Origin of the sequence: Pseudomonas reinekei, assembly GCF_001945365.1 — a bacterium.
GTDB lineage: Bacteria > Pseudomonadota > Gammaproteobacteria > Pseudomonadales > Pseudomonadaceae > Aquipseudomonas > Aquipseudomonas reinekei.
Window position 1 is genome coordinate 428,242 of record NZ_MSTQ01000002.1, and the last position, 13,214, is coordinate 441,455.

The window sequence follows — 13,214 nt, forward strand, 5'->3', positions numbered from 1 at the left end:
ACATGCCCAACGATTCCACTGCCAACAATCGCCACGACATAACCGTCATCGGTGCGGGAGTCATCGGCGTCGCCTGCGCACTGCAACTGGCGCGTCAGGGACTGAGGGTGACGGTTATCGACCAGCAGGAGCCCGGCCATGGTGCCTCGTTCGGCAATGCCGGGCATCTGGCGACCGAGCAGGTGTTTCCCATCGCGGACTTGTCGATCCTGAAACGCTTGCCTGCCATGCTCATGGACCCGATGGGGCCGTTGCGCCTGGACTGGAAGTACATGCCGCGCGCCCTGCCGTGGTTTGCCCGTCTACTGTTGAACCTGCGTCCGGCGCCATTCCAGCGCACGGTGGCCGGCATACGCGCGCTCAATGAAAGCAGCCTCGGCGCGTGGCAACGGCTGTTGCAGACGATCGTCCGTCCCGACCTGCTCAAGGAGGACGGTTCGTTGCTGGTGTTCGAACGCGCCGATTCGCAACCGGCGATTGAAGCGCTGCAGGCGCGCATGCGCCAGCAACAGGTGCCGGTCGAGCGCTGGCAGGCCAACGCCGTGCGCGATGCCGCACCGCAACTGAGCGAACACCTGCAGGGGGGATTGTTCTTCGAGCGCACCGGGCATTTCCTCGACCCTTATCGCGTGGTCTGCGAACTGGTCCACGCAGCTAAAGCCTGTGGTGTGCAATTTCTCAAGCGCCGGGTGCAGGACGGACATCTGGATGCTGGGGGGGTGTCGCTGATCACCGATCAGGGAGAACTGAGCAGCCACCGGGTCCTGATCGCCTGCGGCGCTCATTCAGCGCAACTCACCCAGGCGCTGACCGGTAAAAAAGTGCCGCTGGACACCGAGCGCGGTTATCACCTGATGCTGCCCCACGAGCGTGAGCGGTTGCCGTTCGCCGTCACCTCGCTGGAGCGCAAGTTCATCATGACGCCGATGACAGGCGGGCTGCGGCTGGCCGGCACCGTCGAGTTCGCCGGCCTCGACAGCCCGCCGAGCATGGAGCGCGCATGGCAGTTGCACCGCCTGAGCAAAGGCCTGTTCCGTCGAGACCTGAACGCTGAGGCGGCGACGCCGTGGATGGGTTTTCGCCCGTCCCTGCCCGACTCGCTGCCGATCATCGACAGCGCGTGCGACGGCAAGGTACTGCTCGCCTTCGGGCACCAGCATCTGGGGTTGACGCAAGCGGCGGTCACCGCGCAACTGATCGCTCAATTGGCCTCACCGACGAGCATTTTCCAGAGCCATGGATTACCGACAATGGCGGCTTACAGGCTGGATCGATTTTGAGCCACCGCCGCAGAAAATCGCCTCACTGCAACGGCGAAAACTTCGCCGGCAGATAAATCGTCGAGCACATGTCCTGCAGTTGCGGGCCGGAGTTTTCTGGTGGCCAGACGCCGTCGGCGACGGCTTGGGTGCGCACTTGCAGGCGCTGTTCAAGGGTCGTCCATGGCCAGATGTGCAAGTAGCGCGGCAGCGAGCCGTCGGTGGCGTAAAAGGCCGCATACACCGGTGAATACGGTTCGGCGGTGCGTGCTTCGATGGCTTTGCGCCAACCGTCGAGGGTCGGTTGCAGGCCGCTGCTGATCAGGTCGTAGACTCGCAGTTCGTAGAACGGGCCGTGCTGACCGGCACGCAGGGGCTCGAGGAAAGGAAACAGGCTGTAGTTTTCAATGCGCAAATCGGTGATGAACGCACCGATGCCGAACACATCCCCCGCCAGCAGAAACCGCTCGCGCTCCGCTTGTCTGAGGTTTTCGTCGGCATAACCGCGCAGCACGGCGATCTGGTTCAGCTTGCCCAGCTCCGAAGCCCAGCACCCCATCAACGTGCCGCCCACCTCAGGCTGTAGCAACGCGAGCTCGATACGCGCCAGGGCGTCCGCCACCGTACGTACGCGCACCGTTAACGTGATCAGTTCAAAAAAACGCATAACCCACTCCGGCAATTGTCAGCCATCGACGGCTTCCCATTGCGCCAGCCTATGCCAGCGCCCGGATCCGGGGTATTGAGGCAAATCCCCTTGTTCACGGGATTTGCCTCAGTACGCTAGGTAATACCCTTATCACAAGGAGGGTGCTTCGTGAGGTGCCCTCCTCTCGTCGAATGTCCAACCGGTAAAGAATGTATCGAGCAAACTGGATACGGGGTCTGCTACGCTTTTTTATCCTTGAATGGACTCAGCCGACGATGGCGGAAGACTGTTTCGCGGCGCGCACGCGGGGTGAAATATGAAAAGCAAAGTACTGGGTGTCGCCCTGACCCTCTTCGTTGTGGGCGCCGGCATCTATGGGCTGAACCGTTGGGAGCAGGTCGAAAGCCAACGCCAGGCAGCGGTGTGCCTGGCAAACCAGGAACATCTCAAAGACCTGAAAACCCAGGCCCGGGCCATGACCGCCGGACTGTCGGTCGAAGGCTATGCCGAGGCCGAAAAAGCCGAGGCCGGCAAACTGGTTCGCGCGCTGGATACCGCCCGTAACGAAGCGGAGGTCAATGCGGTGATCGACGAGCATTCGGCCGTCATCGAAGCGCAGATCGTTGCCGAAGATGCGGAAGTAAAATCCAAAGGCGACCAACCGTTCCTGGGTCAAGAGCTGAAAAAACAGCGCATCACCACGGACATCAAGCAGGAACTCAATCGCGCCGAAAAAGCGGTCGCCGATGCCTGTGACTAGTCGATGATTACCGCTGGTCAGCCGCTCAGCACCTTCCCGTCGCCCACTCTTCCAACGTTGTACATCCCCTTCTATGGAAGACTCGAATCATGAATCGTAAAGCCGCTGTGTTCCTGCTTGCGGGCCTGATGTCGACCGGCTCGCTTTTCGCCTTCGCCGCTGAAAAAACCGGCTCAGACTCCGCCGTTCCTCCTGCCGCCCTGCCGGGCGTCAACCATGCTCAAGGCGCTGAATCCAACGCGGACAAGGCCGACAAAAAGGGCGAAGAGGCATCGGGCTCCAACTCCGGGGCTGATACAAGTGCCGCGGAAAAAGATGCCGCGACATCGAGCGGCTCGCCAGACGAAGTCAAAGAGCCGAAGCCGTAACAGCAAGGTCTGCCGACAACGCTACGCCTTCCACGACGCCGTTCTGGCGTCGTATCCGTTATGTGCGTGACGCTGACGCAGTCGGCGTCCGATGCACGCTTTGTTATCGGCTCAGCCGATGCGAACCTGCGAATTATCGATTTGTGCAGTTGATGCCTGGCCGCGAGCATGGAGCCACTTCCAACAACAAGAACCAAGGACCCGCCATGACTGCCCGATTCCACAATCCCGTCGATACACGTTTCGGCTGGGGTAGCCTGCAGGAGCTTGTCTCCCTCACCGAAAATCAGAAAGTCACTCTCGTCACCTTTCCCGAAGCCCGCGGGTTGGGACTGGTTAACCGAATCCAGGATCTGCTCGGCGATCGCCTGGTCCATGTGATCGAGGATGTGCAACCCAATCCGGATGTCGCCCAACTGCGCGGTACGTATGAGCGCTTTTGGCAAGAGGCTGGAGATTGCCATACAGTGCTGGCGGTCGGCGGTGGCAGTGCCATTGATACAGCCAAAGCCTTGATCGTGGGGACCGCGTCGGGGGCCTTTGACGAATTGCTCTCGTTGCTGGCAACGGGAAAGCCCTTTACCCCGCCGCGCAGCAAGCTGCTGATCGCGGCGCCGACCACCGCGGGCACCGGAAGTGAAGTCACGCCTTGGGCTACGATCTGGGACGCTGCCAGCCACAAAAAATACTCCCTGCACCTGGAATGTACCTGGCCGACGGTGGCGATCGTCGACCCGGAGTTGATGCTGACCGTTCCCGGCAGCGTCACCATCTCCACGGGGCTGGATGCCTTGTCCCATGCCCTGGAGTCAGTCTGGAACATCAACGCCAATCCGGTTTCCGACACCTTCGCCGTCTCCGCGATCTCGGACATTCTCGAATGCTTGCCGCTCCTGAGTCGTGACCTGTCCAACAAGGAACTGCGTAGCCGCATGGCATTGGCAGCGCTCAAGGCGGGGTTGGCGTTTTCCAACACCAAGACCGCCCTGGCCCATTCCATTTCCTATGAAATGACCCTGCACCACGGCCTGCCCCATGGCATCGCCTGCTCCTTCACGCTGCCGCTGGTACTCGGACTTGCCTGGGGCCATGACGAAGCACGCGATCGCACCCTCCAGCACATTTTCGGCAATGACCTGCACCGCGCCCAGGACCGGCTGCGCAACTTTCTGCACAGCCTCAATGTGAAAACCGAGTTCGCCGACTACGGCGTCACGGCCACGCAGGCCCAGCAAATGATCGATTTCGCGATGCAAGGTGCACGCGGCAAGAACTTCATCGGTTCACGAGCGGCCTAGGTCCTGCCAGCCCCCGACACAGCACTGCCAGCGGCGTAACGAGCCGCGACGATTTCCTGCTGCACCTGAAAAGAGTGCACCCCGCGATGCAAGTCGCCGGGAACCAACAAGAATAAGGAAAAGATCATGAATCGTGCCCAAACCATGCCAGGCCTTGCCGTAAACACTTCATCGTTCCGGGTCGCCCAGTGGCGCATGCTGCTGGCAGCCATGTTTTGTTATTTGTTTTTCTACACCGGAAGGCAAACGTTCGGCTTTGCCATACCCGGCATCCAGGCCGAGTTCGGCCTGTCCAAGGAAACCCTTGGCTGGGCATCGGCCGCCATGCTCTGGGCCTACGCCATCGGCCAGGCCATCAATGGCAACCTGGCCGACAAATTCGGTGGCCGGCGCATCATGACCCTCGGCGCGGTGCTGTCCTGCGGCGCCAACTGGGTGACCAGTTTCGCCAGCGGTTTTGCCGGGCTGATCCTGCCTTGGGGAACCAACGGCTACTTCCAGGCGCTGGGCTGGGCGCCAGGCAGTCGACTGATCTCCAACTGGTGGAGCACCGGAGAGCGCGGCAAGGTTTATGGCTTTTATGTGTTCGCGGCCGGTTGCGCCTCCGTGCTGTCCTACGTCACCTCGATCGTTGTGCTGGAAGTGATGCAACTGGAGTGGCGCTGGATCTTCCGTCTGCCGGTGTTGCTGATGTTGGCCGGCGGCATCATTTTTTACCTGGTGGCCCGTGAGCGCCCGCAGGACATGGGTTTTGAACCACTGGCCGACACCGGCGTGGCCAACGCCGACGACAAAGGTCACGAAGTCGCCCACGGTGAAACCGAGACCTCCGCGCAACGCTACAAGGCCGTCCTGAAGAACTTCCGCCTGATCATTGCTGCACTGTCCCTCGGCTTTCAGAACGCCGCGCGCTATGGCTTGATCGTCTGGGTGCCGGTGCACTTCCTCGGCGCCGACTGGAAAAGTGGCGACAGCCTGCTCGATCCCAAATGGATCACCGTTGCCCTGCCGGTCGGCATGGCCATCGGCGCCCTCAGCAACGGCTGGATTTCCGACAAACTGTTCGGCTCCAAACGCTACCTGGCGATCATGCTCTACATGGTCCTCGGTGCCGGCACCAGCCTGTGGATGTGGACCCTGGCGCCGCACAGCGCAACCGGCCTGGTGGCGCTATTTCTCTGCGGTTTCTTTGTCTACGGCCCCGCTTCCAGTTTCTGGGCGTTGTGTCCGGACCTGGTGGGTGCCAAGCGCGCGGGTACCGCCACCGGCGTGATGAACTTCTCGTCCTATCTGTTCGCCGGCCTGGCGGAACCGCTGATCGGCAGTATGCTCGACAGTACCGGCAACACGTCGTTGATTTTCATCGTGGTCACCGCTGCCTGCCTGTGCAGCGCCTTAGTCGCGCTGTTCATCAGGCGTTGATGGCGGACGTAGCGGCTAGAACGACAAGCGACGACCCAGGAACAGGATCATTTCATGTACCAGTACCACAAGTGGCTGCGTTCTTTTCACGCGGTGGCGAAGACCGGCAGTTTCACCCTCGCCGCCGAGTACCTGAGCGTCGGGCAGCCGACCGTCAGTGAACAGGTCGATGCGTTGGAGAAGCGCTTTTCGGTCGAGTTGTTCCATCGCCGGGGCCGCTTTATCGAAATGAGTTCAGCGGGTCACCAGCTCTATGCAATCACCCAGGGGCTGTTCGGTCAGGAGGATGAAGCCGTGCAATTGCTGCAAAGTTTCAAGCAACGCAAGCTTGGTATGCTGCGACTGGGTGCGGTCTCGCCGCCGATTGCGATGAACCTGACCTATGAATTGATGCAACGGCACCCGGACATCGAACTGGAAACCTCGTTCTCGCCTGAAAAGGAAACCCTGGACCGCCTGTTCAACTTCGATATCGACGTGGCCATTCTGGCGCTTTCCGAATTCGACCAACGCTTCGATACACAGCTGTACCGACGTTATCCGATCATTGCCGTGGTCCGTGACGACCACCCATGGGCCCGGCAAAAAGAAGTGCACGTTGAACAAATCAGCGATGAAAAATGGGTCATGCGCGAGAAAAGCTCACGCACCCGTCAGTTGGTTGAAGAAAGCTGCAAGCAGCTGGGTGTTGCACTCAATTGCGTCATGCAACTCAACAGCCGTGAAGCCATCGTGCATGCGATCGCCAAGGGCATCGGCATCGGTTTCGTCTCGGCGGTCGAGTACGCCGAAACCCCAGGCACCAAGCCGATCACGTTCGTCAATCACCCGTTTTCCATCGACTACCACCTGTGCTGCCTGGGCATTCGCAGGAACCGGCCGATGATCGCCGAACTGTTCGATTCCGGCCCACTGCCGACCACCTGATTGCGACTCACTCTGATCCACCTCACTGGCTTACTTCTTGATCACAAGAGGGACGGCCGGCCCACAACAAAAAATGGAGAATCACCATGAATTACCAACAACCATCACAGCTGCAAGCCGTCATCCTGGACTGGGCGGGTACCGTCGTCGATTTCGGGTCCTTCGCCCCCACGCAGATTTTCGTCGAAGCGTTTGCCGAATTCGGCGTTGCCGTTTCGCTGGAGGAGGCACGGGGTCCGATGGGCATGGGCAAGTGGGATCACATCCGCACGCTGTGCAATCAACCGCAGATCGCCGAACGTTACCGCGCAGCGTTTGATCGCCTGCCCACCGATGACGATGTCACCGCACTGTACGAGCGGTTCATGCCGCTGCAAATCGAGAAGATCGCCCTGCACTCGGCGCTGATCCCCGGCGCCCTGGACGCCATTGCGGCCTTGCGTGACAAGGGTCTGAAGATCGGCTCCTGCTCCGGGTACCCGGCGGTGGTCATGGCTAAAGTGGTCGAGCTTGCGCGCCACAACGGATACGTCGCCGATCACGTCGTCGCCACCGACGAAGTACCCAACGGTCGGCCTCACCCGGCACAGGCCTTGGCCAACGTGATTGCCCTGGGGATCAGCGACGTCGCTGCCTGCGTCAAGGTCGATGACACCTGGCCGGGCATCCTCGAAGGCCGTAGCGCCGGGATGTGGACCGTGGCCCTGACCTGTTCCGGCAATGCCCTGGGTTTGACCTACGACCAATTCAAAGCCCTGCCCTCAGACAAACTGGCGGTAGAACGCACTCGCATCGCCAAGATGTTCGAAGGGTCGCGCCCACATTATCTGATCGACACCATCGCCGAACTGCCGGCGATCATCGAAGACATCAACGCTCGACTGGCACGCGGAGAAACTCCGCAAGGCGCCTGACGCAGAAGGCGGTAAGCGGTGCTTTCCGGAGCACCGCTTACCGCGCTTTCACTCACTGGGCTCTAGAGTTTCCCCGGTCAGCTCAGACGCAGTTTCCACCAATAGCTGGCGCAACCACTGGTGCGCCGGGTCTTGCCGATAACGCACATGCCAGGCGATCTCGACGGGAAAGCTGCCGAGGTCGACAGGCGACGGCACGATTTTGAGCCGCGGGTCTTTGGCGATCTGCCGGCAAATCAGTCGAGGCAGCGTCGCGCAGTAATCGGTCATCGCGATGATTTCCGGCACCGCGAGGAAATGCGTCACGGAAATCGCCAGGTCACGTCGTAGTCCTTGTCGCTCAAGTGCCTGGAAAAGGCCGACGCGCATCCGTCCCGGCGGCAGCACGTTGACATGCCGCAACTGCTCGTACTGCTCGCGCGACAGGCTGTCGGCGATATCGGGATGGTCGGCGCGCACGACGCAGGCCAGGCCATCGTCCATCAAATGCTGAACGATCAAATTGTCCGGCGGATCGATGATGCGCCCCAGCGCCATGTCGGTCGTTCCCGAGATCACTCCCGTCTCCGTCAGGTCATTGCCGTAGGGCGTCAGGGACACTTTGACCCCGGGCGCCTGCTGGCGAAGTCTGGCGATGATGCTCGGCATCAGAACAATCTCGACAAAACTGTTCGGCGCGATGTTGAACTGCCGGGTGGACGTGGCGGGATCGAAATGCTGTCGGCCGATGATCACTTCATCGAGCCTGGCCAGGGTTTCAAGGATCACCGGGGCGATCTCTTCAGCGAACTGCGTGGGTTTGATGCCATAGCGCTCACGAATGAACAGAGGATCGCGCAGGGTGTCGCGCAGCCGATTCAGTGCGTTCGACAACGCAGGCTGGGTAATGCCGAGACGGACAGCCGCGCGGGTAACGCTGCGCTCTTCCATCAGCGCCATGAACACCGGCAGCAGATTGAGATCGTATCGCATGACTCATAACGCTCTGTGAATATCTGAAATCAGATAAGTAAATTTCTCGAATATCTGGGCATGGGGCAAAGTTAGCCCATCCAAAGCGATCCGCCAAATCCATTGCAGCCTGTTCATCTCGAGGAATTCATCATGAGCATCAAACACGTCCTGTTCATCCTGACCAACACCGCCGAAATCGGCCCGAATCAGCGTCGCACCGGGTACTTCTTCCCTGAGGTCGCTCACCCCTACGAGGTCTTCGCCGAAGCAGGTGTGGCGGTGGAATACGCATCCCCACTGGGCGGCACGCCACCGGAAGACGGTTACGACGAAAGCGATCCGGCGCAACGGGCATTCCGCAACAGCGCTGCGATCCGGCGCATGGCCAACAGCCGCAAGCTGTCGGACGTGGATGTGCTGGACTACGACGCGATCTTCTTCCCTGGCGGCCTGGGCCCGATGGTGGATATTGCCAACGATCCTGAGGTCAAGCGTGCGGTGGAGCGAGCCTGGAACGGCGGCAAAATCATCGCAGCCGTCTGCCATGGCCCCGCGGCCTTACTCGGCGCCAAGCGGGAGGACGGCACCCCGCTGATTCGCGGCCGCAAGCTGACCTCGTTCTCCAACGAAGAAGAAGCCGGCTACGCACAGGCAGACGTGCCGTTCAATCTGGAAGACGCATTGCGTGCCGAAGGTGCCGAGTATTCGTCGGCCGCGGCGTGGCAGGAAAAAATCGTGGTCGACGGGCACCTGCTGACCGGGCAAAACCCCGCCTCCAGTGCCCTGTTGGCAAAAACCATTGTTGAAGCGTTGCGCTGAGCATGCCCTGACGCGAGCCCTGCCGGATACTGCGGCAGGGCTTGAATCCGGCTTCTACCCGCTTTTGCACTGTGCATGATTTCACTGAGGAATTAACCATGTCCGCCTACGTCATTTTCATCCGCGAAGAAACCAAAGACGCCGCGCAAATGCAGGCGTATGCGCAGAAAGCCCCCGCCGCCCGCACGGGCCACGACATCACCCGCGTCGCCTTCTACGGCCAGTTCGAAGTGCTCGAAGGCCCCTCGGCGGAAGGCGTTGCGATCCTGCGTTTTCCCGACATGGCCGCAGCACGCGCGTGGTACGCCAGCCCGGCCTATCAGGAAGCGCGCCAGCATCGTCTGAAGGGCGCTGAATACCGCATGCTGTTGGTTGAAGGCAGCGACGTTATGCCGGCATGACTGAAGACGTTTATCGATGACGAGACTGGCTTGCCCGCCCCACCCCGTTCTCGTTCAACGAAAAAAGCAAATTTCCCATGTGCTCCCTTCGTTCATTCTTACGTCGCAGTGTTCACTGCCCGTGTCTAATGTCTGGAGTTCGTTCGATGCCCTCGCCCACTTCCTTCCCCGCTGCGCTGTTGGGGCTGGCCCTCGCTTGCCCGACCATGGTCGGGGCCCAGGGCCTTGAACTGGGGCAAGTGTTGATCGGGGCTGAGGATCAAAGTGGCGAAGATCTGTCGATCGAACAGGCCAAGGAGCGGCTTGCGCAAGTGCCCGGCGGCAGCAACGTGGTCGACATGCGCCGCCCTCTGCAGGGCCGCGTGGCCAGCAATCAGGATGTGCTGGCTTACCAGCCAGGGATTTATGCGCAGTCGGCGGGTAACGAAGGGGTGAAAATTTCAATCCGTGGTTCGGGGATCAATCGTGCTCCCGGCGCCCACGCCTCGGGGTTGTACGCCATGCTCGACGGTCTGCCGCTGACCGGCCCCGGCGGCACGCCCTATGAGTTGCTGGAACCCTTGTGGCTCGATCATGTGGAAGTGCTGCGCGGCGCCAACGGTTTCGACAGGGGCGCACTGGCGCTGGGTGGCGCCATCGATTACGTCAGCCACACCGGCTACGACGCGCCGAAGTTGCAAGTACGCTACGCGACCGGCAGCCATGGCTATCAGCAACGCCAGGTCAGCTCCGGGCAAGTTCTGGGCGATTTCGATTACTACGTGTCGATGACCGACTCCAATGCCGATGGCTATCAGGACCACACCGCCAGCGATAGCCAGGGGGTGATTGCCAACGTTGGTTATCGCTTCAACCCGAACCTGGAAACCCGCTTCTACCTGCGCTACCGCCAGACCGACAACGACCTCGCCGGCCGGGTAACCCAGCACTCCATCGAACACGATCCTCGGGCCGCCAACCCCGCGTACGTGTCGCGCGATGACCGCCGTGAGCAACCCGGCAGCACGTTTATCGGCAACAAGACCACCTTCTATATCGATGACGATTCGAGCATCCAGACCGGCCTTGTCTACCACGACTACCCGATGGATTTACGCGAAGGTCCCAACCGCCTGAAGGTCGCGTACACCGATGTCAGCGGCACGTTCGATTACAAGCGTCGCGATACCCTCTGGGGCCTGCAAAGCCAAAGCACCTTGGGCCTGCGCGTGACCAAGCACCTGCCCAACGCCGGCGCCAGCGAGCAGGTGCGCATTCCCACCGGCAACACTGCCGGTTACGCGCCGGGCACGCACATCCGCGATTTCACCTATCAGGGTTCGGACAGCGTGCTGCACGTGGGCAATGATCTGGAGATCGCCGACGACCTGTGGCTGACCACCGGCCTTGCCGCCCTCTACACCCGCCGGGAAAGTGCGGTGACCTACCCCGAAACGGGCGGCAAGACCAGCCTGAGCGATTGGGACTACGCCCCGCGCGTGGGACTGCGCTATCAACTGACGCCTGACCTGCAACTGTTCGGCAACCTCAGTCGTTCCGTCGAGGCCCCGCATCCCTGGTCGCTGATCTACAGCTCCAACGTTCGATTCCCGGCTGGCACGGGCCCGGCCACGGGTGCCCAGCGCGATCCGATCGAACTGAAAAACCAGACCGCGACCACCCTGGAGCTCGGAGGTCGCGGCGACAGCGCGATGGGCCAATGGAGCCTGGCCTGGTATTACGCCCAAGTGCACAACGAGTTGCTTTCGGTGTTACCGGATGCCAACGCCACCACGCCCTATGAACTCAACGCCAGCCCGACCGTGCATCAGGGTGTGGAAGCCAGCCTGTTGAGCACCCTGTGGTCGCCGGACCGTGGCGGCCAACTGAGCCTGCGCCAGAGTTACACCTTCAGTGACTTCCATTACCGCGACGACGAGCGCTTCGGCGACAACCGCCTGCCGGGCCTGCCGATGCACTACTACCAGGGCGAACTGCGCTACGACTGGCCACAGGGTTTGTTCGCGGCGTTCAACACGCAGTGGGTATCGAAGGTTGCAGTCGACTACGCCAACAGCTACTACGCCGACCCCTACGCGATATTCGGTGCGACGCTGGGTTACAACGCGCCCAAGGGCGACTGGCAGACGTGGCTGGACATGCGCAACCTGACAGACAAGCACTACGCCGCCACCGTCACCCCGGGCTACGACGACAAAGGGCTCGACGCGGCGCGATCCACGCCCGGTGAAGGCATGGCGATGTACCTCGGGGTGTCGTGGAGCCTGCTTTGAGTCAGTGCGAGTCGTCCCCCATCACCTCGTCCAGTGCCTGCTCGAGGGTGCTGACCGTACGCTCGATGTTGTGCAGCTTTTCGAGTCCGAACAGACCGATTCGGAAGGTCTGGAAGTCGGCCGGCTCGTCGCATTGCAACGGCACTCCGGCGGCGATCTGCAGGCCGTGGCTGGCAAATTTCTTGCCGTTCTTGATGTCGCCATCATCGGTGTAGCTCACCACGACGCCAGGGGCCTGAAAGCCGGCAGCGGCCACGCTTTTGAAGCCTTTGCCGGTCAACAGGGCGCGCACCCGATCGCCCAGCGCCTGTTGCTCGGCGCGGACCTTGTCGAAACCGTAAGCTTGCGTCTCTTTCATCACGTCGTTGAATCGCGCGAGGGAATCGCTGGGCATGGTCGCATGGTAGGCATGGCCGCCCTGTTCGTAGGCCTGCATGATCTGCAGCCACTTTTTCAGGTCGCAGGCGAAGCTGCTGCTCTGCGTCTGTTCGATGCGCTGGAGGGCCAACGAACTGAGCATCACCAGGGCGCAGCAAGGTGAGGCGCTCCAGCCTTTCTGGGGAGCGCTGATCAGCAGGTCGACTGCGCATTTCTGCATATCCACCCAAAGCGTGCCTGAAGCGATGCAGTCCAGCACGAACAGACCACCCACCTCATGCACGGCGTCGCCGACGGCACGCAGGTACTCGTCGGGCAGGATAATCCCTGACGAGGTTTCAACATGGGGGGCAAAGACAATCTTCGGCTTTTGCGCCGCAATGGCTGCCAGCACCTCGTCCAGAGGGGGTGGGGCGTAGGCCGCCTGGCGACCCGTGTCCACCGGCCGGGCTTTGAGCACCGTCGTGGCCGCCGGGATGTTGCCCATCTCAAGGATCTGGCTCCAGCGATAGCTGAACCAGCCGTTGCGTATCACCAGGCATTGCTGGCCGGAGGCAAACTGGCGCGCCACCGCTTCCATGCCAAAGGTGCCACTGCCCGGAACCACCGCAACAGCCTGGGCGTTGTAGACCTGTTTCAGGGTGCTGGAAATGCTCTTCATCACGCCTTGAAATGACTGCGACATGTGGTTGAGCGAGCGGTCGGTGTAGACCACTGAGTACTCGACCAGCCCTTCGGGATCGATACTCGGATAGACCTTTGACATGGTTGACTCCTTCGGCAGAGATGTCC

13 protein-coding genes are annotated in these 13,214 nt (G+C 61.1%); 10 read left to right on the forward strand and 3 right to left on the reverse strand.

The features are described from left to right. Positions 1-2 precede the first annotated feature (2 nt). Positions 3-1,280: an FAD-dependent oxidoreductase gene (locus BVK86_RS04375; RefSeq protein WP_075945260.1), complete on the forward strand. Its 1,278-nt coding sequence runs from the start codon at positions 3-5 to the stop codon at positions 1,278-1,280. Positions 1,281-1,302: 22 nt separating this feature from the next. On the opposite strand, the gene BVK86_RS04380 is transcribed toward BVK86_RS04375, so the two are convergent. Beyond that, complete coding sequence (locus BVK86_RS04380; protein WP_075945261.1) at positions 1,303-1,926, reverse strand: NIPSNAP family protein; 624 nt, start codon at positions 1,924-1,926, stop codon at positions 1,303-1,305. Positions 1,927-2,224: 298 nt separating this feature from the next. Between BVK86_RS04380 and BVK86_RS04385 the strand changes: the two genes are divergently transcribed. From BVK86_RS04385 to phnX, 6 genes are all read left to right on the forward strand, one after another. Next, positions 2,225-2,668, forward strand: a complete 444-nt coding sequence (locus tag BVK86_RS04385; protein ID WP_231977876.1) for a hypothetical protein — start codon at positions 2,225-2,227, stop codon at positions 2,666-2,668. 89 nt (positions 2,669-2,757) lie between these two features. Then, entirely contained in the window at positions 2,758-3,036 is a 279-nt protein-coding gene (locus BVK86_RS04390; RefSeq protein WP_075945262.1) for a hypothetical protein, read from the forward strand. Between the two features lie 206 nt (positions 3,037-3,242). Next, entirely contained in the window at positions 3,243-4,334 is a 1,092-nt protein-coding gene (gene psrA / locus BVK86_RS04395; protein WP_075945263.1) for an iron-containing alcohol dehydrogenase PsrA, read from the forward strand. A gap of 126 nt (positions 4,335-4,460) precedes the next feature. Further along, positions 4,461-5,756 (forward strand): MFS transporter, encoded by a 1,296-nt coding sequence (locus tag BVK86_RS04400; RefSeq protein ID WP_075945264.1) that lies wholly within the window; start codon positions 4,461-4,463, stop codon positions 5,754-5,756. 54 nt (positions 5,757-5,810) lie between these two features. Continuing rightward, positions 5,811-6,683, forward strand: coding sequence for a LysR substrate-binding domain-containing protein (locus BVK86_RS04405; RefSeq protein WP_075945265.1), 873 nt, complete (start codon positions 5,811-5,813; stop codon positions 6,681-6,683). An 86-nt stretch (positions 6,684-6,769) separates the two neighbouring features. Continuing rightward, positions 6,770-7,597, forward strand: coding sequence for a phosphonoacetaldehyde hydrolase (phnX, locus tag BVK86_RS04410; protein WP_075945266.1), 828 nt, complete (start codon positions 6,770-6,772; stop codon positions 7,595-7,597). Positions 7,598-7,645: 48 nt separating this feature from the next. On the opposite strand, the gene BVK86_RS04415 is transcribed toward phnX, so the two are convergent. Then, complete coding sequence (locus BVK86_RS04415; protein WP_075945267.1) at positions 7,646-8,569, reverse strand: LysR family transcriptional regulator; 924 nt, start codon at positions 8,567-8,569, stop codon at positions 7,646-7,648. 132 nt (positions 8,570-8,701) lie between these two features. On the opposite strand from BVK86_RS04415, the gene BVK86_RS04420 reads away from it, so the two are divergent. From BVK86_RS04420 to BVK86_RS04430, 3 genes are all read left to right on the forward strand, one after another. Further along, positions 8,702-9,370, forward strand: a complete 669-nt coding sequence (locus BVK86_RS04420) for a type 1 glutamine amidotransferase domain-containing protein (protein ID WP_075945268.1) — start codon at positions 8,702-8,704, stop codon at positions 9,368-9,370. A gap of 98 nt (positions 9,371-9,468) precedes the next feature. Beyond that, a complete protein-coding gene (locus BVK86_RS04425; RefSeq protein ID WP_075945269.1) occupies positions 9,469-9,771 on the forward strand; it encodes a DUF1330 domain-containing protein in 303 nt (100 codons plus the stop codon). A 146-nt stretch (positions 9,772-9,917) separates the two neighbouring features. Then, positions 9,918-12,044 carry a TonB-dependent receptor family protein gene (locus tag BVK86_RS04430; protein ID WP_075945270.1) on the forward strand — a complete coding sequence of 709 codons (2,127 nt, stop codon included), beginning with the start codon at positions 9,918-9,920 and terminating at the stop codon, positions 12,042-12,044. Between the two features lies 1 nt (position 12,045). Here BVK86_RS04430 and BVK86_RS04435 read toward each other — a convergent pair whose 3' ends face one another. Beyond that, a complete protein-coding gene (locus tag BVK86_RS04435) occupies positions 12,046-13,188 on the reverse strand; it encodes an aminotransferase class V-fold PLP-dependent enzyme (protein WP_075945271.1) in 1,143 nt (380 codons plus the stop codon). Positions 13,189-13,214: the final 26 nt, after the last annotated feature.

Bases quoted from the DNA above. Each gene is read 5' to 3' on its own strand.
- psrA (WP_075945263.1), top strand. From the start codon at position 3,243: ATGACTGCCCGATTCCACAATCCCGTCGATACACGTTTCGGCTGGGGT.
- BVK86_RS04435 (WP_075945271.1), bottom strand. From the start codon at position 13,188: ATGTCAAAGGTCTATCCGAGTATCGATCCCGAAGGGCTGGTCGAGTAC.
- BVK86_RS04425 (WP_075945269.1), top strand. From the start codon at position 9,469: ATGTCCGCCTACGTCATTTTCATCCGCGAAGAAACCAAAGACGCCGCG.
- BVK86_RS04420 (WP_075945268.1), top strand. From the start codon at position 8,702: ATGAGCATCAAACACGTCCTGTTCATCCTGACCAACACCGCCGAAATC.
- BVK86_RS04430 (WP_075945270.1), top strand. From the start codon at position 9,918: ATGCCCTCGCCCACTTCCTTCCCCGCTGCGCTGTTGGGGCTGGCCCTC.
- BVK86_RS04375 (WP_075945260.1), top strand. From the start codon at position 3: ATGCCCAACGATTCCACTGCCAACAATCGCCACGACATAACCGTCATC.
- BVK86_RS04385 (WP_231977876.1), top strand. From the start codon at position 2,225: ATGAAAAGCAAAGTACTGGGTGTCGCCCTGACCCTCTTCGTTGTGGGC.
- BVK86_RS04400 (WP_075945264.1), top strand. From the start codon at position 4,461: ATGAATCGTGCCCAAACCATGCCAGGCCTTGCCGTAAACACTTCATCG.
- BVK86_RS04415 (WP_075945267.1), bottom strand. From the start codon at position 8,569: ATGCGATACGATCTCAATCTGCTGCCGGTGTTCATGGCGCTGATGGAA.
- phnX (WP_075945266.1), top strand. From the start codon at position 6,770: ATGAATTACCAACAACCATCACAGCTGCAAGCCGTCATCCTGGACTGG.
- BVK86_RS04390 (WP_075945262.1), top strand. From the start codon at position 2,758: ATGAATCGTAAAGCCGCTGTGTTCCTGCTTGCGGGCCTGATGTCGACC.
- BVK86_RS04380 (WP_075945261.1), bottom strand. From the start codon at position 1,926: ATGCGTTTTTTTGAACTGATCACGTTAACGGTGCGCGTACGTACGGTG.
- BVK86_RS04405 (WP_075945265.1), top strand. From the start codon at position 5,811: ATGTACCAGTACCACAAGTGGCTGCGTTCTTTTCACGCGGTGGCGAAG.